The 24,720-nt window shown below is 62.4% G+C and carries 21 protein-coding genes; 1 reads left to right on the forward strand and 20 read right to left on the reverse strand.

Annotated elements, in window-relative coordinates; all coding sequences use genetic code 11:
* Window positions 1-109: 109 nt before the first annotated feature.
* The 20 genes from kdsA to rpsB form a co-directional block, all read right to left on the reverse strand.
* Window positions 110-955 (reverse strand): 3-deoxy-8-phosphooctulonate synthase, encoded by an 846-nt coding sequence (kdsA, locus tag QZ497_RS17110; protein WP_295477084.1) that lies wholly within the window; start codon window positions 953-955, stop codon window positions 110-112.
* Between the two features lie 17 nt (window positions 956-972).
* Window positions 973-2,604 carry a CTP synthase gene (locus QZ497_RS17115; protein WP_295477086.1) on the reverse strand — a complete coding sequence of 544 codons (1,632 nt, stop codon included), beginning with the start codon at window positions 2,602-2,604 and terminating at the stop codon, window positions 973-975.
* A 269-nt stretch (window positions 2,605-2,873) separates the two neighbouring features.
* Complete coding sequence (gene tilS, locus QZ497_RS17120; protein ID WP_295477088.1) at window positions 2,874-4,208, reverse strand: tRNA lysidine(34) synthetase TilS; 1,335 nt, start codon at window positions 4,206-4,208, stop codon at window positions 2,874-2,876.
* A gap of 42 nt (window positions 4,209-4,250) precedes the next feature.
* A complete protein-coding gene (locus QZ497_RS17125) occupies window positions 4,251-5,198 on the reverse strand; it encodes an acetyl-CoA carboxylase carboxyltransferase subunit alpha (protein WP_295477090.1) in 948 nt (315 codons plus the stop codon).
* A 113-nt stretch (window positions 5,199-5,311) separates the two neighbouring features.
* The gene (gene dnaE / locus QZ497_RS17130) at window positions 5,312-8,830 is read right to left on the reverse strand and encodes a DNA polymerase III subunit alpha (protein WP_295477092.1); all 3,519 of its coding nucleotides are present in this window, start codon (window positions 8,828-8,830) and stop codon (window positions 5,312-5,314) included.
* Window positions 8,831-8,896: 66 nt separating this feature from the next.
* Window positions 8,897-9,538, reverse strand: a complete 642-nt coding sequence (gene rnhB, locus QZ497_RS17135) for a ribonuclease HII (RefSeq protein ID WP_295477094.1) — start codon at window positions 9,536-9,538, stop codon at window positions 8,897-8,899.
* Window positions 9,539-9,556: 18 nt separating this feature from the next.
* Window positions 9,557-10,696 carry a lipid-A-disaccharide synthase gene (lpxB, locus tag QZ497_RS17140; RefSeq protein WP_295477096.1) on the reverse strand — a complete coding sequence of 380 codons (1,140 nt, stop codon included), beginning with the start codon at window positions 10,694-10,696 and terminating at the stop codon, window positions 9,557-9,559.
* A gap of 2 nt (window positions 10,697-10,698) precedes the next feature.
* A complete protein-coding gene (gene lpxA, locus QZ497_RS17145) occupies window positions 10,699-11,475 on the reverse strand; it encodes an acyl-ACP--UDP-N-acetylglucosamine O-acyltransferase (RefSeq protein WP_295477098.1) in 777 nt (258 codons plus the stop codon).
* Window positions 11,472-11,912, reverse strand: a complete 441-nt coding sequence (gene fabZ, locus QZ497_RS17150) for a 3-hydroxyacyl-ACP dehydratase FabZ (protein WP_295477100.1) — start codon at window positions 11,910-11,912, stop codon at window positions 11,472-11,474. Before fabZ ends, lpxA begins: the two co-directional genes overlap by 4 nt.
* A 105-nt stretch (window positions 11,913-12,017) precedes the next feature.
* Window positions 12,018-13,073, reverse strand: a complete 1,056-nt coding sequence (lpxD, locus tag QZ497_RS17155; protein ID WP_295477102.1) for a UDP-3-O-(3-hydroxymyristoyl)glucosamine N-acyltransferase — start codon at window positions 13,071-13,073, stop codon at window positions 12,018-12,020.
* 2 nt (window positions 13,074-13,075) lie between these two features.
* Window positions 13,076-13,579: an OmpH family outer membrane protein gene (locus QZ497_RS17160; protein ID WP_295477104.1), complete on the reverse strand. Its 504-nt coding sequence runs from the start codon at window positions 13,577-13,579 to the stop codon at window positions 13,076-13,078.
* 43 nt (window positions 13,580-13,622) lie between these two features.
* Entirely contained in the window at window positions 13,623-16,013 is a 2,391-nt protein-coding gene (gene bamA / locus QZ497_RS17165) for an outer membrane protein assembly factor BamA (RefSeq protein WP_295477106.1), read from the reverse strand.
* A 72-nt stretch (window positions 16,014-16,085) separates the two neighbouring features.
* Window positions 16,086-17,438 carry a sigma E protease regulator RseP gene (rseP, locus tag QZ497_RS17170; protein WP_295477107.1) on the reverse strand — a complete coding sequence of 451 codons (1,353 nt, stop codon included), beginning with the start codon at window positions 17,436-17,438 and terminating at the stop codon, window positions 16,086-16,088.
* A gap of 98 nt (window positions 17,439-17,536) precedes the next feature.
* Window positions 17,537-18,727, reverse strand: a complete 1,191-nt coding sequence (gene ispC / locus QZ497_RS17175; RefSeq protein ID WP_295477109.1) for a 1-deoxy-D-xylulose-5-phosphate reductoisomerase — start codon at window positions 18,725-18,727, stop codon at window positions 17,537-17,539.
* A complete protein-coding gene (locus tag QZ497_RS17180) occupies window positions 18,724-19,539 on the reverse strand; it encodes a phosphatidate cytidylyltransferase (RefSeq protein WP_295477111.1) in 816 nt (271 codons plus the stop codon). The genes ispC and QZ497_RS17180 overlap by 4 nt, the downstream gene beginning before the upstream one ends.
* Window positions 19,539-20,294, reverse strand: a complete 756-nt coding sequence (gene uppS, locus QZ497_RS17185) for a polyprenyl diphosphate synthase (protein ID WP_295477113.1) — start codon at window positions 20,292-20,294, stop codon at window positions 19,539-19,541. The genes QZ497_RS17180 and uppS overlap by 1 nt, the downstream gene beginning before the upstream one ends.
* A 14-nt stretch (window positions 20,295-20,308) precedes the next feature.
* Complete coding sequence (gene frr / locus QZ497_RS17190; protein ID WP_295477115.1) at window positions 20,309-20,866, reverse strand: ribosome recycling factor; 558 nt, start codon at window positions 20,864-20,866, stop codon at window positions 20,309-20,311.
* Window positions 20,863-21,606: a UMP kinase gene (gene pyrH, locus QZ497_RS17195; protein ID WP_295477117.1), complete on the reverse strand. Its 744-nt coding sequence runs from the start codon at window positions 21,604-21,606 to the stop codon at window positions 20,863-20,865. Before pyrH ends, frr begins: the two co-directional genes overlap by 4 nt.
* A 206-nt stretch (window positions 21,607-21,812) precedes the next feature.
* Entirely contained in the window at window positions 21,813-22,679 is an 867-nt protein-coding gene (tsf, locus tag QZ497_RS17200) for a translation elongation factor Ts (protein WP_295477119.1), read from the reverse strand.
* A 182-nt stretch (window positions 22,680-22,861) separates the two neighbouring features.
* A complete protein-coding gene (gene rpsB / locus QZ497_RS17205; RefSeq protein ID WP_295477121.1) occupies window positions 22,862-23,599 on the reverse strand; it encodes a 30S ribosomal protein S2 in 738 nt (245 codons plus the stop codon).
* Between the two features lie 300 nt (window positions 23,600-23,899).
* Here rpsB and map point away from each other — a divergent pair, with 300 nt between their 5' ends.
* On the forward strand, window positions 23,900-24,685 hold the full coding sequence (map, locus tag QZ497_RS17210; RefSeq protein WP_295477123.1) for a type I methionyl aminopeptidase: 786 nt from the start codon (window positions 23,900-23,902) through the stop codon (window positions 24,683-24,685).
* Window positions 24,686-24,720 lie beyond the last annotated feature (35 nt).

Here is a 24,720-nt window from a genome sequence, read left to right on the forward strand (position 1 = left end):
TGACGGAAACGACGCAGCATTGAAAACGATCACGCCGGGCAGGCCGGGCGTGGAACCGGCGGCTGCGCAGAGGCGGCCACCGGGCACGGCACTTTAACGGAAACCGAGGTTACGCGGTTTCAACGGGGTCAAAACTTTTCACCAGCTGGTCCAGCGCCTGCAGCTGAGACAGGAAAGGCTCAAGCTTGTTCAGGCGCAACGCGCACGGGCCGTCGCACTTGGCCTGGTCGGGGTCCGGATGGGCCTCGAGGAACAACCCGGCCAGGCCCTGGGACAGACCGGCCTTGGCCAGCTCCAGAACCTGGGCACGGCGGCCGCCGGCGGAATCCGCACGACCACCTGGCATCTGCAGTGCATGAGTGACGTCGAAGAACACCGGGTATTCGAACTGCTTCATGATGCCGAAGCCGAGCATGTCCACCACCAGGTTGTTGTAGCCGAAGCTCGAACCGCGCTCGCAGAGAATCAGCTGCTCGTTACCCGCTTCCTCGCACTTGGTCAGGATGTGTTTCATTTCCTGGGGGGCAAGGAACTGGGCCTTCTTGATGTTGATCACTGCACCGGTCTTGGCCATCGCCACCACCAGGTCGGTCTGCCGCGACAGGAAGGCCGGCAGCTGGATGATGTCGCAGACTTCGGCCACTGGAGCGGCCTGGTGCGGCTCGTGCACGTCGGTGATCACCGGCACGTTGAAGGTGCGCTTGATCTCTTCGAAGATGCGCATGCCCTCTTCCAGGCCGGGGCCACGGTACGAGTTGATCGACGACCGATTGGCCTTGTCGAAGCTGGCCTTGAACACGTAAGGGATACCGAGCTTCTCGGTAACCCTCACGTACTCTTCGCAGATCTGCATGGCCAGGTCACGGGATTCGAGGACGTTCATGCCGCCGAACAGCACCATGGGCTTGTCGTTGGCGATCTCGATGGAGCCGACGCGAATGATTTTCTGAGCCATGTATTTGATATCCCGAATCAGGCGTTCTTCTGATGTTGAGCCAGCGCCGCCTTGACGAAGCCGCTGAACAGCGGATGACCGTCACGCGGTGTCGAGGTGAACTCAGGGTGGAACTGGCAGGCCACGAACCATGGATGATCCGGTGCCTCGACCACTTCGACCAGCGCGCCGTCGCCGGAACGGCCGGAAACGCGCAGACCGGCTTCGATCAGTTGCGGCAGCAGGTTGTTGTTGACCTCGTAACGATGGCGATGACGCTCGACGATCACGTCGCTGGCGTAGCAGGCGTGAACCTGAGAGCCGGCTTCGAGCAGGCACTCCTGAGCGCCCAGGCGCATGGTGCCGCCCAGATCGGAACTTTCGCTGCGGGTTTCCACGGCGCCGGTGGCATCGGACCACTCGGTGATCAGGCCGACCACCGGATGCTCACCGGTGCGGTCGAACTCGGTGGAGTTGGCGTCTTTCCAGCCCAGCACGTTACGGGCGAACTCGATGACCGCCACCTGCATGCCCAGGCAGATGCCCAGGTATGGCACCTTGTTCTCACGGGCGTACTGCACGGCAGTGATCTTGCCTTCCACGCCACGCAGGCCGAAGCCGCCGGGAACCAGGATGGCGTCCACGCCTTCGAGCAGGCCCGTGCCCTGGTTCTCGATGTCTTCGGAGTCGATGTAGCGCAGGTTCACCTTGGTACGGTTGGTGATACCGGCGTGGCTCATGGCCTCGATCAGCGACTTGTAGGCGTCGAGCAGTTCCATGTACTTGCCGACCATGGCGATGGTCACTTCGTGCTCGGGGTTGAGCTTGGCATCGACGACCTTTTCCCACTCGGACAGGTCGGCGCCACCGCATTGCAGGCCGAAGCGCTCGACGACGAAGTCATCCAGACCCTGGGCATGCAGCACGGCCGGGATCTTGTAAATGGTGTCGACGTCTTCCAGGGAAATCACCGCACGCTCTTCGACGTTGGTGAACAGCGCGATCTTGCGGCGCGAGGACACGTCAACCGGATGGTCGGAACGGCAGATCAGCACGTCAGGCTGCAGGCCGATGGAGCGCAGCTCCTTGACCGAGTGCTGGGTCGGCTTGGTCTTGGTCTCGCCAGCAGTGGCGATGTACGGGACCAGGGTCAGGTGCATCAGCATCGCGCGCTTGGAACCGACTTCCACACGCAGCTGGCGAATGGCTTCGAGGAACGGTTGCGACTCGATGTCACCCACGGTGCCGCCGATCTCGACCAGGGCCACGTCGGCATCCGCCGCACCCTTGATGATGCGACGCTTGATCTCGTCGGTGATGTGCGGAATGACCTGGATGGTGGCGCCCAGGTAATCACCACGGCGCTCCTTGCGCAGTACGTGCTCGTACACGCGGCCGGTGGTGAAGTTGTTGTTCTGGGTCATCGTGGTGCGGATGAACCGCTCGTAGTGACCCAGGTCCAGGTCGGTCTCGGCGCCGTCGTGGGTGACGAACACTTCACCGTGCTGGAAGGGGCTCATGGTGCCCGGGTCCACGTTGATGTACGGATCCAGCTTGAGCATGGTGACCTTGAGCCCCCTCGCCTCCAGGATGGCCGCCAATGAAGCCGAGGCAATGCCTTTCCCCAATGAAGAAACAACACCGCCCGTGACGAAGATGTAGCGCGTCATGAAAAACCCTAGAAGTCTGCGTTAAAGCGGTCAGAGCCGCCGGGGAAAGCGAAGGAAGGCCGAAGCCCCCGGTTACCGACAGGATTCACAATGCACTCCCGAACTGCTGCGTTGAATACGACCGACCAGAAGCCTGTCCTTTCCATAGCGCCACACTTTTAAGATTGCCCAGTAAATACGGGTGGTAGACCGGCAGCCTGCGTCGCTGAGAATCAGCTGACACAAGCTGTATCAAGAAGGGAGCGTAGTCTACCGGAAAGCCCCCTTCATCACAAACATTGGTCGCCTGCTGGCGGCTGCCAGCGCAACCGCCCGCCCCCGACACCCAGGCCATCCAGCCCGTGAATGTTGGCCACGGCGAGCAATTGCCCACCCTGGAAAAGCAGCGGCACACGGTTACGCACGAAGCCCGGCACGCCTCGCTCGTTGAACAGGCGCTTGAGGTCGCGCCTGCCGCGCCCAGGCACTTCCAGGCATTCTCCGCCCTGCCGATAGCGCACTTCGAAGGCACCGACTGGCGCGGGTCCAATGAACGACAGCAGGCCATTGCCCGACAGTTTGAGGGGCTGCCCGGGATTCGGCCAATCCACGCTCTGCCCAGCCACGCTGGCCGCTGAAGGCCGCAGCCAGTCACCGCTCAACCACCAGAGCTGGCCCGCCGCGCGGTGCAACTGCCCATCGGCCAGCGCCCATACCGGATGGGCCTCAGGGCCGGCATCGCGCAACGCTTCCCATCCGGCCCAATGGTCGGTATCAGGCAAGCGGCTGAAGGCCGCCAGCCAATGGCGCAAGGCATTGCGCTGCCGGGCCGGCGACAGGGCAGCCAAGGGCGCCAGGGCCAGGGCCGGCACGCTCAACCAGGGGAATGCGTCGGTACGGGCGGCAGCGGCCAGGTCGGCGCTCGCGAGTTCATCGAGCAACTGCTGCGCTTCACTCAGGTGCGCGGCACTGCGCGCCAGGCTGGCGCTCGCTTGCGGCCAGCGCGAACGCAACACCGGCATGACCTGCCCACGCAGGAAATTGCGTGCGTGGCGCAGATCCTGATTGCTGGGATCTTCGACCCAGTTCAGGCCGTGCCGCTGCGCATAGCCTTCCAGGTCTGCGCGCGCCACGCCCAGCAGTGGCCGTAACAGCTGGCCGCCCCCTAGCGCGCGGCTGGCCGACATGGCCGACAACCCGCGCACACCGGCACCACGCAGCAAGCGAAACAGCAAGGTTTCGGCCTGATCGTCACGATGCTGGGCACTGAGCAGGCAGTCGCCCTCACCGATCAGACGTGCAAAAGCCGCATAACGCGCCTGCCGAGCCGCCTGCTCCAGGCTCGCCTGCGGGTGCACGGTGACGTACTCGACATGCAGAGGCACACCAAGCGCGGCGCAGAACGCACGGCAATGCTCAGGCCAGGCATCAGCTGCCGGTTGCAGACCGTGATGGACATGAATCGCATGAAGGGGAGGAAGAGATCGCCGCGAACGCTGTTCGACCAACAGGTGCAGCAGGACGGTGGAGTCCAGCCCTCCGGAGAAGGCGACATGCAGGGCGGGCGCCTGCAAGGCCGGGGACAGCGCCCCGACCAGTAACGCATGCAGCTCGGTGTCGTTCATGACGACAAGGCCCGGCCATGTGCATGGCCGGGCAATCCGCTATCAGACGCCGTAGCTCATCAGACGCTCGTAGCGGCGCTTCAGCAGCGCGTCGGCATCGAACTTCTTGAGCATGTCCAGCTGGCTGAGCAGTTCTTCGCGGATGGTCGCCGAAGCGGCGGCCGGGTCGCGGTGCGCACCGCCCAGCGGCTCCTTGATGACCTTGTCGACGATGCCCAGGCCCTTGAGGCGGTCGGCGGTGATGCCCATGGCTTCGGCAGCATCCGGCGCTTTCTCGGCGGTTTTCCACAGGATCGAGGCGCAGCCTTCCGGCGAGATCACCGCGTAGGTGGAGTACTGCAGCATGTTCAGCTGGTCGCAGACGCCGATGGCCAACGCACCGCCGGAGCCGCCCTCACCGATCACGGTGGCGATGATCGGCGTCTTCAGGCGCGCCATGACACGCAGGTTCCAGGCGATGGCTTCGCTCTGGTTGCGCTCTTCGGCGTCGATGCCCGGATAGGCGCCCGGGGTGTCGATGAAGGTCATGATCGGCATCTTGAAGCGCTCGGCCATTTCCATCAGGCGGCAGGCCTTGCGGTAGCCTTCAGGACGCGGCATGCCGAAGTTGCGACGGACCTTCTCGCGCACTTCGCGGCCTTTCTGATGGCCGATCACCATGACTGGCTGGCCGTCCAGGCGGGCAATACCACCGACGATGGCGGCGTCGTCGGCGAAATGCCGGTCACCGTGCAGTTCGTCGAACTCGGTGAAGATGTGCTCGATGTAGTCCAGCGTATAGGGACGGCGCGGGTGGCGCGCCATGCGTGCGATCTGCCAGCTGGTCAGGTTGCCGAAGATGCTCTCGGTGAGCGTTTTGCTCTTGTCCTGCAGGCGGGAGATCTCCTCGCTGATGTTCAGCGAGTTGTCGTTGCCGACCAGGCGCAGCTCTTCGATCTTGGCTTGCAAGTCAGCGATGGGCTGTTCGAAATCGAGAAAGTTCGGGTTCATAGGCATCCGTCTTGGGTCGACGGCCAAGAGGCCGGCCGGTTGATCCGTAAAAACCCCCTACCATACGGAAGGAGCGTTTTAAGGTCGAGTTTAAAGTTTCAGGTTGTCTGCGTTCAGCGATACTGGAGAAAGACGTTCTCCCTGCCGAACTGGTCACGCAGGGCCTGAATCAGGTTGTCTGCGGGATCGATTCGCCATTCTTCGCCAAATTGCAGAACCGCTCTGGCGTCCTGCCCGGTGTAGTCCAGGGTGATCGGGCAGGCGCCGCGATGGCGCCGGCAAAGGTCGCCCAGCCAGCGCAGCCGGTCGCCCTTGAGCGCCTGGGCATTCACCGTCAGGCGCAGGCTTTCGGCGAGGCCTGTACGCGCGTCCTCGATACTCATGACACGCTTGGCCCGCAGACGCAGGCCGCCGGAAAAGTCGTCGTGGCTCACCTCGCCCTCGACCACCACGATCGCATCGGTCTGCAGCAGCGACTGCGCCGAATGGAAGGCCTCGGCGAACAGCGAGGCCTCGATGCGTGCCGAGCGATCGTCGAGGGTGATGAAGCCCATCTTGTCGCCCTTCTTGTTCTTCATCACCCGCAAGGCGATGACCAGGCCAGCCACTGTCTGGGTATCGCGAGCCGGCTTGAGATCGATGATGCGCTGCCGGGCGAAGCGGCGAATCTCGCCTTCGTATTCGTCGATGGGGTGGCCGGTAAGGTACAGACCGAGGGTTTCCTTCTCGCCGCGCAGACGCTCCTTGAGCGTGATTTCCCGTGCCTTGCGGTGGTTGGCGTAGACATCGGCATCTTCGGCTTCGAACAGTCCGCCGAACAGGTCCGAGTGACCGCTGTCACGGCTGCGCGCGGTCTGCTCGGCCGCCTGGATGGCCTCTTCGAGCGCGGCCAGCAGCACCGAGCGGTTGCGGTCGATGTTGGCCTGGTAGGCCTTGGGCTCCAGCTCGAAGTAAGGACCCAGACGGTCCAGAGCGCCGCTGCGGATCAGGCCATCGAGGGTACGTTTATTGACGCGCTTGAGGTCGACCCGAGCGCAGAAGTCGAACAGGTCCTTGAACGGGCCATCCTTGCGCGCCTCGGTGATGGCTTCCACCGGGCCTTCGCCGACGCCCTTGATCGCACCCAGGCCGTAGATGATCCGACCATCGTCGCTGACCGTGAACTTGAACTCGGAGATGTTCACGTCTGGCGCATCGAGGCGCAGCTTCATGCTGCGCACTTCCTCGATCAGGGTCACGACCTTGTCGGTGTTGTGCATATCCGCCGACAGCACCGCCGCCATGAATGGCGCCGGGTAGTGCATCTTCAGCCAGGCGGTCTGGTACGAGACCAGGCCATAGGCGGCCGAGTGGGATTTGTTGAAGCCGTAGCCGGCGAACTTTTCCACCAGGTCGAAGATGTTACCCGCCAGGTCGGCATCGATATTGTTGGCCTTGCAGCCATCGATGAAGCTGCCGCGCTGCTTGGCCATTTCCTCGGGCTTCTTCTTGCCCATGGCGCGGCGCAGCATGTCCGCACCACCGAGGGTATAGCCGGCCATGACCTGGGCGATCTGCATCACCTGTTCCTGGTACAGGATGATGCCGTAGGTCGGTGCCAGTACCGGTTGCAGGCCTTCGTACTGGTAGTCCGGGTGCGGGTAGGCCAGCTCGGCACGACCGTGCTTGCGGTTGATGAAGTCGTCGACCATGCCCGATTGCAGCGGGCCGGGACGGAACAGCGCCACCAGTGCGATGAGGTCTTCCAGGCAGTCGGGCTTGAGCTTCTTGATCAGCTCCTTCATGCCCCGCGATTCGAGCTGGAACACCGCCGTGGTTTCGGCACGTTGCAGCAGCTCGTAGGTCGGCTTGTCATCCAGCGGAATGAAGGCGATGTCCAGCGGGTCCTGGCCATCGCGCTGGCGGTCGCGGTTGATGGTCTCCAGGGCCCAGTCGATGATGGTCAGGGTCCGCAGGCCGAGGAAGTCGAACTTCACCAGACCCGCCGCCTCGACGTCATCCTTGTCGAACTGGGTCACCAGGCCATCACCGGCCTCGTCGCAATAGATCGGCGCGAAGTCGGTGAGCTTGGTTGGCGCGATCACCACACCACCGGCGTGCTTGCCGACGTTACGCACCACGCCTTCGAGCTTGAGGGCCATCTCCCAGATTTCTGCCGCTTCCTCGTCGTTCTTGAGGAAGTCGCGCAGGATCTCTTCCTGCTCGTAGGCCTTCTCCAGGGTCATGCCTACTTCGAAGGGGATCATCTTCGACAGACGATCGGCCAGGCCATAGGACTTGCCCTGCACCCGCGCCACGTCACGCACCACCGCCTTGGCCGCCATGGAACCGAAAGTGATGATCTGGCTGACCGCATTACGGCCGTACTTCTCGGCCACGTAGTCGATGACCCGGTCACGACCGTCCATGCAGAAGTCGACGTCGAAGTCGGGCATCGAGACCCGTTCCGGGTTGAGGAAACGCTCGAACAGCAGGTCGTAGGCCAGCGGGTCGAGGTCGGTGATCTTCTGCACGTAGGCCACCAGCGAACCGGCACCCGAACCCCGGCCCGGGCCGACCGGCACGCCGTTGCTCTTGGCCCACTGGATGAAGTCCATCACGATGAGGAAGTAACCGGGGAAGCCCATCTGGATGATGATGTCCAGCTCGAAGTTGAGCCGGTCGATATACACCTGCTTGCGTTCGAGGTAATTCTCCGAATCCGGCGGCAGCAGCACGGAAAGGCGCTCTTCCAGGCCGTCGAAGGACACCTTGCGGAAATATTCGTCGATGGTCATGCCATCGGGAATCGGGAAGTTGGGCAGGAAGTAGGTGCCCAGCTTGACGTCGATGTTGCAGCGTTTGGCGATCTCGACGGTGTTTTCCAGCGCCTCGGGCAGGTCGCTGAACAGCTCGGCCATTTCCGCCGCGCTCTTGAGGTACTGCTGGTCGCTGTAGTTGCGCGAGCGCCGCGGGTCATCCAGGGCCCGGCCCTCACCGATGCATACGCGGGTCTCGTGGGCCTCGAAGTCTTCCTGGCGCAGGAAGCGCACATCGTTGGTCGCCACCAGCGGCGCGCCATGACGGTCGGCCAGGGCTACCGCGGCATGCAGATGCTCTTCGTCGTTGACCCGATTGGTGCGCTGCACTTCGATGTAGAAGCGCTCGGGGAACACAGCCATCCATTCGCGCAGCAGCTCGTCGGCCTCACCGGGGTTCCCGGCGAGCAGCGCCATGCCGATCTCGCCCTCCTTGGCTGCGGAAAGCGCAATCAGGCCTTCGCTGGCCTGGGCCACCCACTCACGCTGGACAACGATCTGGCCATTGCTCTGCCCTTCGGTGAAACCACGGGAGATCAGCTCGGTGAGGTTGCGGTAGCCTTGCGGATTCATCACCAGCAGGCTCAGGCGGCTGAGCGGCGCATCGGCACTCTTGCCGGCCAGCCACAGGTCGGCGCCACAGATCGGTTTGATGCCCGCGCCCTGCGCCGCCTTGTAGAACTTGACCAGGGAGCACATGTTGCTCTGGTCGGTGACCGCCACGGCAGGCATGTTCATGCCGGCCAGCGCCTTGACCAGCGGCTTGACCCGGACCAGGCCGTCTACCAGCGAGTATTCGGTATGCAGGCGCAGATGAACGAAAGAAGCCGACATGAAGATCCTATAGCGCGTGGACAGGTGAAACGAAGGTCGGGATTGTACCCAGCCCGGCGGGAAACGTCAGTCCTGCAGCAAGCCGGCCGAACTGAGCGGTGCGGCCACCGCCAGCGCCTCCCAAGCGGCACGCACCGGAGCGAACGAGCGCCGATGGATCGGCGTGGGGCCCAGACGCGCCAGGGCTTCCAGATGAACGGGTGTCGGGTAGCCCTTGTGCCCGCCCATGCCATAGCCGGGATAGACCAGCTCCAGCTCGGCCATTTCCCGGTCACGACTGACCTTGGCCAGGATCGACGCCGCCGCGATGGCTGGCACCCTGGCGTCACCCTGCACCACCGGCGCACTGGGCACCGCCAGCTTCGGACAGCGGTTGCCGTCGATCAGCGCCAGTTTCGGCGTGACGCTCAGCCCCTCGACGGCGCGCTGCATGGCCAGCATGGTGGCATGCAGGATGTTCAAGCGGTCGATCTCCTCCACCTCGGCACGAGCGATGCACCAGGCCAGGGCCTTTTCACGAATTTCGTCGAACAGCTTCTCGCGGCGCGCCTCAGTGAGCTTTTTCGAGTCGTTGAGACCCAGAATCGGCCGCGCCGGGTCGAGAATCACCGCCGCCGTGACCACCGGGCCACACAAAGGCCCGCGGCCGACTTCGTCGACACCGGCAACCAGGTCTTCGACCAGGGTGAAATCCAGGCCCATCTGCATGCTGCGCTCCCTCAAGGTTCAGGGTTCAGGGTTACGGCCGACCAGCTCGAGCACCGCGCGGGCCGCCTGGTTCGAGGCGTCGAGACGCAAGGTGCGGTGGATCTGGTCGAAGCCTTCGGTCTGCCCGAGGCCGCCATCGATCAACGGCAGCATCTGCCGGGCGAGCGCCTCTGGGGTCGCGTCGTCCTGCAACAGCTCAGGCACCAGCAGGCGGCCGGCCAACAGGTTGGGCAACGACACGTAGGGACTTTTCACCAAGCGCTTGAGAATCCAGAAGGTCAGCGGCGCCAGGCGGTAGGCAACGACCATCGGACGCTTGTACAGCAGGGCTTCGAGGGTCGCCGTGCCCGAAGCGATCAACACGGCGTCGCAGGCGGACAGGGCGAGGTGCGAACGGCCATCGAGCAGGGTCAGCGGCAAGTCTCGCCCCTGCAACAGCTGCTCGATCTGCGCACGCCTGGCAGCACTGGCACAAGGCAACACGAAGCGCAGGTCAGGACGTTCGGCGAGCAGGCGCTGTGCGGTATCGAAGAACAACGCGCCAAGGCGCCCTACTTCGCCACCGCGACTGCCCGGCATCAAGGCCACCAGCGGCCCGTCACCCAGCCCCAGCTCGGCGCGGGCGGCGGCTCGGTCGGCTTCTAGGGGAATGGTGTCGGCCAACGGATGGCCGACAAAGCGTACCGGCACGCCCTGTTCTTCGTAGAAGCGCGCCTCGAACGGCAGCAGGGTCAGCATCAGGTCGCAGCCTTCGCGGATCTTCAGCACCCGCTTCTGGCGCCAGGCCCATACCGACGGGCTGACATAATGCACGGTCTTGATCCCGACACGGCGGAGCTGCAGTTCGATATTGAGGGTGAAATCCGGCGCATCGATGCCGATGAACACATCAGGGCGTTCGGCGATCAAGGTCTTGATCAGTTCCTTGCGCTTGGCGAGCAGCTCACGCAGACGCCCGAGCACCTCCACCAGGCCCATGACCGACAGACGCTCCATGGGGAAATAGGACTGCATGCCCTCGGCTTCCATCAGCGGCCCGCCGACGCCAATGAACGTGGCGTCGGGGTAGCGCGTCTTGATGGCGCGCATCAGGCCGGAGCCGAGGATATCACCGGACGCCTCGCCGGCGACCAGAGCGATACGCAATGCCTGGCTCATGGTCAGCGCGTGATGCCGCGGGTCGAGGACTGAATCGACTGCAGGAACATCGCCACCTCAGGGTGCGCGGCGGCGAGGTCGGCCAGGCCGATGATCGCCTGTTCGACGGTCAGCCCCTGGCGGTAGACGATCTTGTAGGCCTTGCGCAGCGCGTGAATGGCCTCTTCCGAGAAACCACGCCGGCGCATGCCTTCGAAGTTCATGCTGCGCGCCTCGGCGGGGTTGCCGAACACGGTGACGAACGCTGGAACGTCCTTGCCGATGGCCGTGCCCATGCCGGAGAAGCTGTGGGCACCGATGTGGCAATACTGGTGGACCAGGGTGTAGCCGGACAGGATGGCCCAGTCATCGACGTGCACATGCCCGGCCAGCGCGGTGTTGTTGACCAGAATGCAGTGGTTGCCGATCACGCTGTCGTGGCCGATGTGGGCATAGGCCATGATCAGGTTGTGGTCGCCCAGGGTGGTTTCGGCGCGATCCTGCACGGTGCCACGGTGAATGGTCACGCCTTCGCGGATCACGTTGTGATCACCGATCACCAGGCGCGTGTCTTCACCCTTGTACTTGAGGTCAGGGGTGTCTTCACCGACCGAGGAGAATTGGTAGATGCGGTTGTGCCGACCGATACGCGTCGGGCCACGCACGATCACGTGGGGGCCGATCACTGAACCCTCGCCGATTTCCACACCAGGTCCGATGATCGACCACGGGCCGACCTCCACGTTGTCAGCCAGGATGGCCGTCGGATCGATGATGGCGCGAGGGTCGATCAAACTCATAGTTCGCGTTCCGCACAGATGATTTCAGCCGAGCAGACCGACTTGCCATCGACCGAAGCCTGGCATTCGAATTTCCAGATCTGCCGCTTGCGGCTGACGAACTTGGCTTCCAGGGTCAACTGGTCGCCTGGCACCACCGGCTGGCGGAAACGCAGTTTGTCCGAACCCACGAAGTAGTAGAGCGTGCCATCGGATGGCTTGGCATCAAGCATCTTGAAACCCAGGATACCTGCCGCCTGGGCCATGGCCTCGATGATCAGCACGCCCGGCATGATCGGGTGCTGAGGGAAATGGCCATTGAAGAAGGGCTCGTTGACGCTGACATTCTTGTAGGCGCGAATGCTCTGGTTCTCGAGATCCAGCTCCGCCACACGATCCACCAACAGGAACGGGTAACGATGAGGCAGGTATTCGCGAATTTCGTTGATGTCCATCATTTCGAGGGGAAGCCTGTAGTAAAGAAAGAGAGCGCTCTCAGGGCGCCCTTCTACAAATATCAGGGGCCAGCCTAGCAGCCAGGCCCGCCTGATATGAAAAAGATATCAGCCATCAGATGAAGCATTGGCGTCGCAGGTCACGGTCTCGACGATCTTTTCCAGTTTCTGCAGCCGACGCGCCATGTCGTCGAGCTTGCGGATGCGCGCGGCACTCTTGCGCCATTCGGCAGCCGGCTGCATGGCCGTACCCGACGAATAGGAGCCGGGCTCGGTGATCGAATGGGTCACCATGGTCATGCCAGTGATGAACACACCGTCGCAGATATCGATATGGCCGACCAGCCCGACACCGCCGGCCAGCATGCAGTGCTTGCCGATACGGGTGCTGCCGGAGATGCCAACACAGGCGGCCATGGCCGTGTGGTCTCCCACCTGGACGTTGTGGGCGATCTGGATCTGGTTGTCCAGTTTCACGCCATTGCCGATCCGGGTGTCGGCCAGCGCACCGCGGTCGATGGCGGTATTCACGCCGATCTCCACGTCATCACCGATCACCACGCCACCAATCTGGGCAATCTTCTGCCATACGCCTTTTTCGTTGGCGAAGCCGAAGCCTTCACCACCGAGAACGGCGCCAGACTGGATGACCACCCGCTGACCGATGCGCACGTCGTGGTACAGCGTGACGCGCGGCGCCAGCCAACCGCCTTCGCCGATCACACTGCGCGCGCCGATGAAGCAATGCGCGCCCAGGGTGACACCGGCACCAATGCGCGCGGCGCTTTCGATCACCACGTACGGGCCGATACTCGCCGTAGGGTCGACCTGCGCATCTTCCGCCACACAGGCCGTCGGGTGGATACCGGCCGCCGCCTTGGGCTTGGGATCGAACAGGTGCGAGATGCGCGCATAGGCCAGGTAAGGGTCGGCGATCAGCAGCGCGTCACCGGCGTAGCCTTCGGCATCGGCCGGCTTGAGCAGCACGGCACCGGCCTGGGTGTCGGTGAGGAACTTGCGGTACTGGGGATTGGCCAGGAAGCTGAGCTGAGTCGGGCCGGCCTCTTGCAGCGTGGCCAGCCCGTCGATGTCCTTGTCCTTGTCGCCACGCAGCGTGGCGCCCAGGAACTCGGCCAGCTGGCCGAGCTTGATGGGGGCGCTCATGGTTACTTCAGCTGGTTCATACGCTCGATGACCTGGCGGGTCACGTCGTACTGAGGCTTGACGTCGATGACGGCGCCACGCTCGAACACCAGGTCATAACCGCCTTTCTTGATCACTTCTTCGACGGCCTGGTCCAGCTTGGGCTTGAGCTGCTTGAGCATTTCGCGGTCAGCCACAGCCTTGGCTTCGTTCAGTTCCTTGGACTGGAACTGGAAGTCACGGGCCTTCTGCTTGAATTCCAGCTCCAGGCGCTCGCGCTCCTGCTGGGCCATCTTGTCACCGCCGCTTACCAGACGGTCCTGGATGCCCTTGGCGCTGGTTTCCAGGCTCTTGAGCTTGGTCAGTTGCGGGCCGAACTTCTTCTCGGCATCCACGGCGTACTTCTTCGCTGCGTCGGACTCCAGCAGGGCCATCTGGTAGTTCAGCACGGCAATCTTCAGGTCGGCGAATGCCGGAGTTGCAACCAGAACGGTGGCCAGCAGGGCCAATTGGGTCAACTTACGCACGATACACTCCTACAGAATTCGTTATCGTTTCGCGAACCAGACCTTAGAAGGTCTGGCCCAGGGAGAATTGGAAGACCTGGGTTTCGGCTTGATCATCCGGTTTCTTGATCGGCATCGCCAGGGCGAAGCTGAGCGGGCCCAAGGCGGTGATCCAGGTCACGCCGACGCCAACGGAACTGGCCATGCCGGAGAAGTCGATATTGCGGCACTCGACTTTCTGCCCGGTGCTTGGAACCGTACGGTTGGAGTCGCAGTTGGTGTCGAAGACGTTACCCACGTCCCAGAACAGCGAGGTGCGCAGCGAGCGCTGGTCCTTGATGAACGGCAGCGGGAACATCAGCTCCACACCACCCTGCACCAGGGCGTTACCACCGAATGGCAGCGGATCCTGATCCGGGTCACGAATAGTTCCCGGCCGGCCGCCCTCGTCGGCACCACGACTAGGCGTACTGCGCGGCCCGAGGGTGCTGTCCTTGAAGCCACGCACCGAGTTGAAGCCACCGGCGTAGTAGTTCTCGTAGAACGGCAGGCCGTCTGTGGAGCCATAACCGTCACCGTAGCCCAGCTCGGTGTGCAGGCGCAGGGTGTAGGTGTCGTTGATCGGATAGAAGTACTGGCCACGGTAGTCGAGTTTGAAGAACGACAGGTCGCTGCCCGGAATGGTCGATTCCAGCACCAGACTCTGGGAGTGGCCACGGGTCGGCAGCACGCCCTTGTTCAGGGTCGACTCGGACCAGCCGATGGACGCCTTGAAGTTCAGGAAGCTGGTGCCTTCACGGTCGATGAAGTCGAAGATCTCGTCGACGGTGTACTTGCCGGTCTTGATCTTGTCCTGCTGGACGTTCAGGCCGTAGGTCAGGCGCGAGGTCTCGCTGATCGGGTAGCCGAGGCTGACACCGGCGCCCAGGCTGTCTACGGCGTAGCTCGCCACATCGACGTCGAGGTCGTCGTAGTTGGTGCTGCGATAGAAGGCGTTGTAGCCCAGGCTGACACCATCCGGTGTCCAGTATGGATCGACGTAGCTGAAGTTGTAGCGGCTTTGGTATTCGCTGCGGGTCAGGCCGATGCTGACCTTGTTACCGGTGCCGAGGAAGTTGTTCTGGCTGATCGAACCACCGAGGATCAGGCCGGCGCTCTGGGCGAAACCGACGCTGGCGGTGATCGAGCCGGAAGCCTGTTCTTCAACCGCGTAGTTCACGTCTACCTGGTCATCGGTACCCGGCACGGCCGGGGTTTCGACGTTGACTTCCTTGAAGAAGCCCAGGCGATCCAGACGGGTTTTAGACTGGTCGATCAAATAAGTCGAGGCCCAGCCGCCTTCCATCTGGCGCATTTCGCGACGCAGCACTTCGTCGGCGGACTTGGTGTTGCCGCGGAAGTTGATGCGGTTCACATAGGCACGCTTGCCCGGATCGACGACGAAGGTGATGTCGACGGTGTGATCTTCGTCGTTGGGCTTGGGCACGCCGTTGACGTTGGCGAAGGTATAGCCTTCGTTGCCCAGGCGCCGGGTGATCAGCTCGGAGGTGGTGGTCATCACCTTGCGCGAGAACACCTGGCCAGGCTGCACCAGCATCAGGGACTTGACCTGATCTTCCGGCACCTTCAGGTCGCCGCTGAGATTGACCGACTTGACGCTGTACTTCTCGCCTTCGTTGATGTTGACGGTGATGTACACGCTTTTCTTGTCGGGCGTGATGGACACCTGGGTCGAGGCGATGTCCATGTTGATGTAGCCGCGATCGAGGTAGTAGGAACGCAGGCGCTCCAGGTCACCGGAGAGTTTTTCGCGGGCGTACTTGTCGTCGTTCTTGAAGAACGACAGCCAGTTGGTGGTCTTGAGTTCGAACAGGTCGATCAGGTCCTGGTCGGGGAATACGGTATTGCCCACCACGTTGATGTGCTGGATGGCCGCCACGGTGCCTTCGTTGATGTTGATCTTCAGGCCAACGCGGTTACGCGGCTGGGGCACGACTTCGGCATCGACTTCGGCAGAGTAGCGGCCTTGGGCCACGTACTGGCGCTGCAGCTCGTTGCGCACGCCTTCGAGGGTGGCGCGCTGGAAGATCTCGCCTTCGGCCAGGCCGGACTGTTTCAGGCCCTTCATGAGGTCTTCGGTAGAGATCGCCTTGTTGCCTTCGATCTCGATGCTGGCAACCGAAGGACGCTCGACTACAGTGATAACCAGCACGTTGCCATCACGGCCCAGCTGGATGTCCTGGAAAAAGCCGGTCTTGAACAGCGCACGGGTCGCTTCCACCAGACGGCCATCATCCGCCTGCTCACCGACGTTCAATGGCAGTGCGCCGAAGACGCTGCCGGCGGAAACCCGCTGCAGGCCATTGACACGGATATCGGAGATGGTGAAGGACTCGGCGTGAACTTCAGCAATCATCAGTACGGCAAGAGCCGCAGTTAGCAGCAGACGTTTCATGAAGTCCTTTTATTCCAACTGGCAATAAACAAACTGCCGCGTAAAGCGGCAGATTCGCTACGGAGCGAAGCTTTACAGTCGACCCAGATCGTTGACCAGTGCGAGCAACATCACGCCCACCACCAGACTGATACCAATCTGAACCCCCCAACCCTGTACCCTTTCCGACAGCGGCCGACCACGGGCCCACTCGATCAGGTAGAACAGCAAATGCCCACCATCCAGTACAGGGATGGGCAGCAAATTGAGAACCCCCAGGCTTATGCTCAGATAGGCCAGGAAATTCAGGAAGTCGCCCACGCCCGACTGGGCTGAAGCGCCCGCCACTTTAGCAATGGTTATCGGTCCACTCAAGTTTTTTACCGAGAGCTCCCCGAAGAGCATTTTCTTCAACGATTCGAGGGTCAGCACACTCATGTTCCAGGTGCGCTTGAAGCCTTCGGCCACAGCCTCCAGGGGCCCGTAGCTGACTTCACGAAGCATTTGCGCCGGCCATTCGCCAGCCTTCACACCAGCCCCCAGATAACCGGTAGCCGACTTGCCCTCGCCACGTACGGCGAGGGTCAGCGGCACGTCCAACTGCACGCCGTCGCGCTCGACGCGCAGCTCTACTTTCGCATCGGGTCGCTCGCGCACCCAGTCGACTACCTGCTGCCATTCGCTGACCGGCTGGCCATCGAGTGCCAGCAGGCGATCGCCGGTCTTCAGTCCCGCGCCCTGCGCCGGGCCATTGGGATCCAGCTCGGCAAGCACCGGCGCCAGGGCCGGGCGCCACGGCTGGATACCCAGAGAACGGATAGGGTCTGGCTCGTCGGCCCCTTTTAGCCAGTCCTTGAGCACCAACTGACGGGAGAGCTCGGCGCTCGGCCCCTCGTCACGCACCTTGAGTTCCACGGTGCCGGTTTCGCCGAGGCGGCGCACCAGTTGCAGATTCACCGCCGACCAGCCGGTAGTCGCCTTGCCGTCGACTGCGACGATTTCCTCGCCTGCGGTCAGGCCGGCCTGCTGCGCGATGCTGCCCGGCTCGACACTGCCGATGACCGGACGCACCTGCTGGCTGCCGAGCATGGCCACGGCCCAGAAAAACACGATGGCAAGGATGAAGTTGGCCGCAGGGCCGGCGATGACGATGGCAATGCGCTGACCGACCGTCTTGCGATTGAACGATTGCCCGAGCAGCTCAGCTGGCACATGGCCTTCGCGCTCGTCGAGCATCTTCACGTAGCCGCCCAGAGGAATGGCCGCAACCACGAACTCGGTACCGTGCCGGTCATGCCAGCGGACCAGCGGCGTACCGAAGCCTACCGAAAACCTCAGCACCTTCACGCCACAGCGACGCGCCACCCAGAAGTGACCGAACTCGTGAAAGGTTACCAACACCCCCAGGGCCACCAGGGTCCCGAGGATCATATATAAAGCACTCATCTTCATTCTCCGGGGACCGGCTCGCCGGCCAGCGTGTCAATCATCGCAGGCCTGGCGCCTGCCCCTGATGCCGCACAGCACCCCAACCGTCCGTGGATCTATCGTCCGTTGCGTTCCAGCCACTGCCCGGCCAGAACTCGCGCCCTGGCATCCATGGCGAATACGACCTCCAGGTCATCGACCGGCACCACCGGCTCCTGACCCAGTACGCTCTCGATCATACCCGCGATATCCAGGTAGCCGATACGCCCTTCGAGAAACGCCGCCACAGCCACTTCGTTGACCGCATTGAGTACCGCCGGAGCACTGCCACCGGCCTCCGCCGCCTGGCGCGCCAGGCGCAGGCATGGAAAGCGTTGTTCATCAGGCGCTTCGAAATTCAACTGACCGATACGGAACAGGTCCAGCGGCGCCACCCCCGAGTCGATGCGCATCGGCCAGGCCAGCGCATTGGCGATAGGTGTGCGCATGTCGGGATTACCGAGTTGAGCCAACACCGAGCCGTCGACGTAATCCACCAGCGAATGAATCACGCTCTGAGGGTGGATGACCACTTCGACCTGCTCGGGCCGCGCATCGAACAACCAGCAGGCCTCGATAAGCTCAAGCCCCTTGTTCATCATGGTCGCCGAGTCGACGGAAATCTTGCGCCCCATCGACCACACCGGATGAGCACAGGCCTGTTCGGGGGTCACCGCCTGCAATTGCCCCAGCGGGGTCTGGCGGAACGGCCCGCCCGAGGCCGTCAGCAGAATGCGTCGCACGCCGACAGTCTGCAGGCCACGAGCGTAGTCGCCAGGCAGGCACTGAAAAATCGCGTTGTGCTCGCTATCGATAGGCAACAGCACGGCACCGTGACGCTTCACCGCCTGCATGAACAGCGCCCCGGACATCACCAGGGCCTCCTTGTTGGCCAGCAGCACTTTCTTGCCAGCCTCCACCGCAGCCAGTGTCGGACGCAGTCCCGCAGCGCCGACGATGGCCGCCATGACTGCATCGACCTCCGGGTGAGCCGCCACTTCGCAAAGACCGCCCTCCCCTGCCAGCACCCGGGTCGTCAGACCAGCCTCCGCCAGGGTGGCCTGCAGGCTGGCGGCAGCCTGTGCATCAGGTACGACGGCGAAACGCGGACGATGCTCGATGCACAGTTGCGCCAACGCATCGAGACGGCTGAAGCCAGTCAGTGCGAACACCTGGTAAAGCGAAGGGTGGCGAGCGATGACATCCAGGGTGCTCAGACCGATGGAACCGGTCGCCCCCAGCACCGTGACCTGCTGCACCTCGCTCACATCACACCCCAGTCAGCGGCCCAGAGCAGCACAGCGAACACCGGGATGGCCGCCGTCAGGCTGTCGATACGATCCAGAACACCACCATGGCCTGGCAACAGGTTGCTGCTGTCCTTGAGGCCGGCCTGACGCTTGAACATGCTCTCGGTCAGATCGCCCACCACGGAAATCACCACCACCACGGCCGCCGCCGCCAGACCGGCGATGAACTCGCCCAGCGACCAGCCGCGCAGCACACCGACCACGAAGGTAATTACCAGGCAAACTGCCAGCCCACCGTAGAAGCCTTCCCAGCTCTTGCCAGGACTGACCTTCGGCGCCAGCTTGCGCTTGCCGATGGCCTTGCCGGTGAAGTAGGCGCCGATATCGGCTGCCCAGACCAGTATCATCACCGAGAGGATCAACCAGTTGCCCAGCGGCCACTGCTTGATCAGCACCAGCCCCTGCCATGCCGGCAGCAGGATCACCAGGCCGATGGCCAGCTTGCACAAGGCGCTGGCCCAATGCTCGCTGGACGCGGGAAAGGTCAGCACCAGCCAGGTAGCCAACAGCCACCAAAGCACGGCAGCCGTCAGCACCCAGGGCGCCAGCCCCGGCAGCAGGTAAAGCAGGAACAGCAGCACGCCAACCACAGCGGCATAGGCGATGCGCATCGGCTGGCTGGCCAGCCCGGCCATGCGCGCCCATTCCCAGGCGCCAAGGACGACTACCAGACCGATGAACAGGGCAAAATTCGCCCCCTTGAGCAGGAAGAATCCGCACAGGGCGATCGGCAGGAGGATGAGGGCGGTAATGATCCGTTGTTTGAGCATCAGGCACGGGCTCCAGCTTCAACCTGTTCGCTGGTTCGACCGAAGCGACGTTGGCGTGAAGCGAAATCGGCCAGCGCTGCGCGCATGGCGTCGTGTTTGAAGTCCGGCCAGTAGAGGTCGGAGAAGTACAACTCGGCGTAAGCCATCTGCCAGAGCAGGAAGTTGCTGATACGGTGCTCGCCACCAGTACGGATGCACAGGTCGGGCAACGGCAGGTCACCGGTCGCCAGACAGGATTGCAGCAAACCTGGGGTAATGTCTTCCGGCTTGAGATGACCGGCCTGAACTTCGCGAGCCAGACGCTGCGCAGCCTGGGCGATATCCCATTGGCCGCCATAGTTGGCTGCTACCTGCAGGACGAAACGATTGTTGCCGGAAGTGGCCTGCTCGGCCTCGCGCATGGCCGCCTGCAGCTCCGGATGGAAGCGCGTGCGATCACCGATGATCCGCAGGCTGATGTCGTTCTCGTTGAGTCGCTTGGTTTCCCGGCGCAAGGCGCTGAGAAAAAGCTCCATCAGTGCACCGACCTCATCGGCCGGGCGCTGCCAGTTCTCGCTGGAGAAGGCGAACAGGGTCAGCACCTCGACCCTGGCCTCGGCACACACCTCGATCACCGCACGCACGGCATCCACGCCCGCCTTGTGCCCGGCCACACCGGGCAACAGGCGCTTCTTCGCCCAGCGATTGTTACCGTCCATGATGATCGCGACATGGCGCGGCACCGAAGACAGTGCCGCCTGCTTGTTATTTTCCATTAAAAGCCCCGACCTCAGACGGCCATCAGGTCTTTTTCCTTGGCTTCCAGCGCCTTGTCGACTTCGGCCACGAACTTGTCGGTGAGCTTCTGCAGCTCATCGGCGGCGCGACGCTCTTCGTCTTCGCTGATTTCCTTGTCCTTGGAGAGCTTCTTCAGGTCGGCCAGTGCATCACGACGCACGTTGCGCACCGCTACCTTGGCGTCTTCGGCCACGCCGCGCGCCTGCTTGGTGTAACCCTTGCGGGTCTCTTCGGTCAGGGCTGGCATCGGTACGCGAATGGTGGTGCCGGCACTGCTGGGGTTCAGACCCAGGTCGGAGGTCAGGATGGCCTTCTCGATGGCGGCACTGAGGTTCTTGTCGTGAGCGACGATCTTCAGGGTACGAGCATCTTCCACGGTGACCGCGGCGACCTGGTTCAGCGGCATCTCGCTGCCCCATGCCGGAACCTTGATGCTGTCGAGGATGCTCGGGTGAGCACGGCCGGTACGGATCGAAGCCAGGTTGCGCCCCAGGGCCTCGATGGACTTGCCCATGCGCTCCTGGGCATCTTTCTTGATGTCGTTGATCATTGTTGAACTTCCTCGATCAGGGTTCCTTCAGCGCCACCTTGCACGATATTGAGCAGGGCGCCAGGCTTGTTCATGTTGAAGACGCGCAACGGCATCTTGTGGTCGCGGCACAGGCAGATAGCCGTCAGGTCCATCACACCCAGCTTGCGATCCAGCACCTCGTCGTAGGACAGACGCTCGAACTTCTCGGCATTCGGATCCTTGAACGGATCGGCGGTGTAGACGCCATCGACCTTGGTGGCCTTGAGCACGACGTCGGCATCGATCTCGATGGCACGCAGGCAAGCTGCCGAATCGGTAGTGAAGAACGGGTTGCCGGTACCGGCCGCGAAGATGACGACTTCCTTGGAGTTCAGGTGGCGCATGGCCTTGCGACGATCGTAATGATCGGTCACGCCAGTCATCGAGATGGACGACATCACGATGGCGGTGATATTGGCGCGCTCCAGGGCATCGCGCATCGCCAGGGCGTTCATCACCGTGGCCAGCATACCCATGTGGTCACCGGTGACACGGTCCATGCCGGCCGCGCTGAGCGCCGCACCGCGGAACAGGTTGCCGCCGCCGATCACCAAGCCGACCTGGACGCCGATGCCGACCAGTTGACCGACTTCCAGCGCCATGCGATCGAGCACCTTGGGATCGATGCCGAACTCTTCGGAGCCCATCAGGGCCTCGCCGCTAAGCTTGAGTAGAATGCGTTTATAGCGAGCCTGGTGACCACTGCTCTGCTGAGCCATTGCGAATCTCTCCTGCGGCATTACGTGATGATGGAATCCATGCAGGCCCCAAGGCCTGCGTCAACTTTAGCCCGGCACTAACGCGACGCCAGGAAAAGCTGTTTTGCAGACTGCGCCTGCGGGGAAAAAATTCCCATGTCGCTTTTTGAAAAAGAGGCTGCGCGCGTAAGCGGGCAGCCTCTTCGGGTCGACAGAACGAATCCGTCTTATTGCTTCTTGGCAGCAGCCACTTGAGCAGCAACTTCGGCAGCGAAGTCGTCTTCTTTCTTCTCGATGCCTTCACCGACTTCGTAGCGAACGAAGGAAACCACTTCGGCACCGGCTTTCTTGGCCAGCTCGCCGACCTTGATTTCCGGATCCATGACGAAGGCTTGCTCGACCAGGCTGGCTTCGCTCAGGAACTTGGCGATACGGCCCTTGACCATGTTCTCGACGATGTTCTCTGGCTTGCCGGCGATCTTGTCGGCGTTCAGCTGCAGGAAGATTTCCTTCTCTTTGGCGACCAGCTCTTCGGATACGTCTTCTGGACGTACGACAGCCGGGTTGGAAGCGGCCACGTGCATGGCGATCTTCTTGGCCAGGTCTTCGTCGCCGCCCTTCAGGACAACTACGACGCCGATGCGGTGACCGTGCAGGTAGGTACCGATGGTCTCACCCTGAACAGCAGTCAGACGACGGATGTTGACGTTCTCGCCGCACTTGGCAACCAGGGCTTCACGAGCCGACTCGCGGGAAGCGATCAGCGGAGCGGCTTCGGTCAGGTTCTGCTCGAAAGCTTCGTTCAGGCTGTCTTTGACGAACGCCTTGAAGTCGTCCTGCAGAGCCAGGAAGTCGGTCTGCGAGTTGACTTCGATGATCAGCGCGCGGCCACCTTCGGCACGCACGGCGATGGAACCTTCGGCAGCGATGTTGCCAGCCTTCTTGGCAGCCTTGATGGCGCCCGAGGCACGCATGTCGTCGATGGCCTTCTCGATATCGCCACCAGCGGCAACCAGTGCCTTCTTGCACTCCATCATGCCCTGGCCGGTACGCTCACGCAGTTCCTTGACCAGCGCTGCAGTAATTTCTGCCATTTCAAAAATCCTCTTGGATAGGTCTTAGCCACACCACCCGAACACGGGCGTTCAAATTCTTGGAAATCCATGATGGCAGCAGCAGATGACAACAAGGCCGCGCCATCGGATGTTTTCCGAGGTGGCAAAAAGGGGGCCTAGCCCCCTTTTTGCGTACTGAGTCAACGCCTGGCGTCGATTACTCAGCCTTCTACAGCGGTAGCCGGAGCTTCTTCGTAGACTTCGGTGCCGCCAGCAACGTTGTTGCGGCCGCGGATGACGGCGTCAGCCATCGAAGTCATGTACAGCTGGATGGCGCGGATGGCGTCATCGTTACCTGGGATCACGTAGTCAACGCCTTCAGGGCTGCTGTTGGTGTCGACAACGCCGATGACCGGGATGCCCAGCTTGTTCGCTTCGGTGATAGCGATGCGCTCGTGCTCGACGTCGATGACGAACAGAGCATCAGGCAGGCCGCCCATGTCCTTGATACCACCCAGGCTGCGATCCAGTTTTTCCAGGTCGCGGGTGCGCATCAGGGCTTCTTTCTTGGTCAGCTTGGCGAAGGTACCGTCTTCAGCCTGGGTTTCCAGCTCGCGCAGACGCTTGATCGACTGACGGATGGTCTTGAAGTTGGTCAGCATGCCGCCCAGCCAGCGGTGGTCGACGTACGGCGAACCGCAACGTGCTGCTTCTTCAGCGACGATCTTACCGACGGAACGCTTGGTGCCGACGAACAGGATCTTGTTCTTGCCCGAGGCCAGACGCTCTACGAACGACAGGGCGTCGTTGAACATCGGCAGGGTTTTTTCCAGGTTGATGATGTGAATCTTGTTGCGCGCACCGAAAATGAACTTGCCCATTTTCGGGTTCCAGTAACGGGTCTGGTGGCCGAAGTGCACACCGGCCTTCAGCATATCGCGCATATTGACTTGGGACATGATAGTTCCTTGATAAGTCGGGTTAGGCCTCCACGCATCCCAATGACCAACCAGAGGCATTCGCCAAAGGCACCCAGGCCATCGTGTCGATACGTGTGTGGGTTTGTGCTCCAGGGCCGAGCCCTGCAAAGCGGCGCACTTTATATCACACAAAGCCACGAAGAGAAACCCGCATCTATCGCTCGCCCGCACCTTTCACCCACCCGACCATGGCGTGCAAGGGTCACTCCACGCCCGGCTGTCTGTTAGAATCGCGGTTTTCCGTATTCGAGCCGTGCGCGGCTGTGCCGAGAGACCCGTATGACCGTCAGCATCAAGAACCACGAAGACATCGAGAAGATGCGCATCGCCGGCCGCCTGGCCGCCGAAGTCCTGGAGATGATCGAGCCGCACGTCAAGGCCGGCGTCACCACCGAAGAACTGGACCGCATCTGCCACGACTACATCGTCAACGTCCAGCAGGCCATCCCTGCCCCGCTGAACTACAAGGGCTTCCCCAAGTCGATCTGCACCTCCATCAACCATGTGGTGTGCCACGGCATTCCGGCGGACAAGGCGCTGAAGAACGGCGACATCCTGAATATCGACATCACCGTGATCAAGGACGGCTATTACGGCGACACCAGCAAGATGTTCCACGTCGGCAAGGTGCCGGAGTGGGCCGAGCGCCTGTCGCGTGTCACCCAGGAGTGCCTCTATAAAGGCATCGAGGTGGTGCGCCCCGGCGCACGTCTGGGCGATATCGGCGAAGTGATCCAGAAGCACGCCGAGAAGAACGGCTTTTCCGTGGTACGCGAGTTCTGCGGCCACGGCATCGGCAAGGTCTTCCACGAGGAGCCGCAGGTCCTGCATTATGGCCAGGCCGGCACCGGACTGGAGCTCAAGGAAGGCATGACCTTCACCATCGAGCCGATGATCAACCAGGGCCGCCCCGAGACCAAGATCCTCGGCGACGGCTGGACCGCCATCACCAAGGACCGCAAGCTCTCGGCACAGTGGGAGCACACCCTGGTGGTCACCGCCGACGGCTACGAAATCTTCACCCTGCGCAGCGATGACACCATCGCCCGCACCAACGCCGGCTGATCGTCGGCGTTCGCCCTCAACCCAGAAGGAAAGCG

This window comes from uncultured Pseudomonas sp. (genome assembly GCF_913777995.1).
In the GTDB taxonomy this organism is placed as follows: Bacteria; Pseudomonadota; Gammaproteobacteria; order Pseudomonadales; family Pseudomonadaceae; genus Aquipseudomonas.

Coding starts and splice junctions, on each gene's coding strand:
- lpxB (WP_295477096.1), bottom strand. CDS start 10,696: ATGAGCCAGGCATTGCGTATCGCTCTGGTCGCCGGCGAGGCGTCCGGT.
- map (WP_295477123.1), top strand. CDS start 23,900: ATGACCGTCAGCATCAAGAACCACGAAGACATCGAGAAGATGCGCATC.
- uppS (WP_295477113.1), bottom strand. CDS start 20,294: ATGGAAAATAACAAGCAGGCGGCACTGTCTTCGGTGCCGCGCCATGTC.
- dnaE (WP_295477092.1), bottom strand. CDS start 8,830: ATGTCGGCTTCTTTCGTTCATCTGCGCCTGCATACCGAATACTCGCTG.
- rseP (WP_295477107.1), bottom strand. CDS start 17,438: ATGAGTGCTTTATATATGATCCTCGGGACCCTGGTGGCCCTGGGGGTG.
- tilS (WP_295477088.1), bottom strand. CDS start 4,208: ATGAACGACACCGAGCTGCATGCGTTACTGGTCGGGGCGCTGTCCCCG.
- rnhB (WP_295477094.1), bottom strand. CDS start 9,538: ATGCAGATGGGCCTGGATTTCACCCTGGTCGAAGACCTGGTTGCCGGT.
- rpsB (WP_295477121.1), bottom strand. CDS start 23,599: ATGTCCCAAGTCAATATGCGCGATATGCTGAAGGCCGGTGTGCACTTC.
- frr (WP_295477115.1), bottom strand. CDS start 20,866: ATGATCAACGACATCAAGAAAGATGCCCAGGAGCGCATGGGCAAGTCC.
- lpxA (WP_295477098.1), bottom strand. CDS start 11,475: ATGAGTTTGATCGACCCTCGCGCCATCATCGATCCGACGGCCATCCTG.
- QZ497_RS17115 (WP_295477086.1), bottom strand. CDS start 2,604: ATGACGCGCTACATCTTCGTCACGGGCGGTGTTGTTTCTTCATTGGGG.
- fabZ (WP_295477100.1), bottom strand. CDS start 11,912: ATGATGGACATCAACGAAATTCGCGAATACCTGCCTCATCGTTACCCG.
- pyrH (WP_295477117.1), bottom strand. CDS start 21,606: ATGGCTCAGCAGAGCAGTGGTCACCAGGCTCGCTATAAACGCATTCTA.
- QZ497_RS17180 (WP_295477111.1), bottom strand. CDS start 19,539: ATGCTCAAACAACGGATCATTACCGCCCTCATCCTCCTGCCGATCGCC.
- tsf (WP_295477119.1), bottom strand. CDS start 22,679: ATGGCAGAAATTACTGCAGCGCTGGTCAAGGAACTGCGTGAGCGTACC.
- lpxD (WP_295477102.1), bottom strand. CDS start 13,073: ATGAGCGCCCCCATCAAGCTCGGCCAGCTGGCCGAGTTCCTGGGCGCC.
- bamA (WP_295477106.1), bottom strand. CDS start 16,013: ATGAAACGTCTGCTGCTAACTGCGGCTCTTGCCGTACTGATGATTGCT.
- QZ497_RS17125 (WP_295477090.1), bottom strand. CDS start 5,198: ATGAACCCGAACTTTCTCGATTTCGAACAGCCCATCGCTGACTTGCAA.
- kdsA (WP_295477084.1), bottom strand. CDS start 955: ATGGCTCAGAAAATCATTCGCGTCGGCTCCATCGAGATCGCCAACGAC.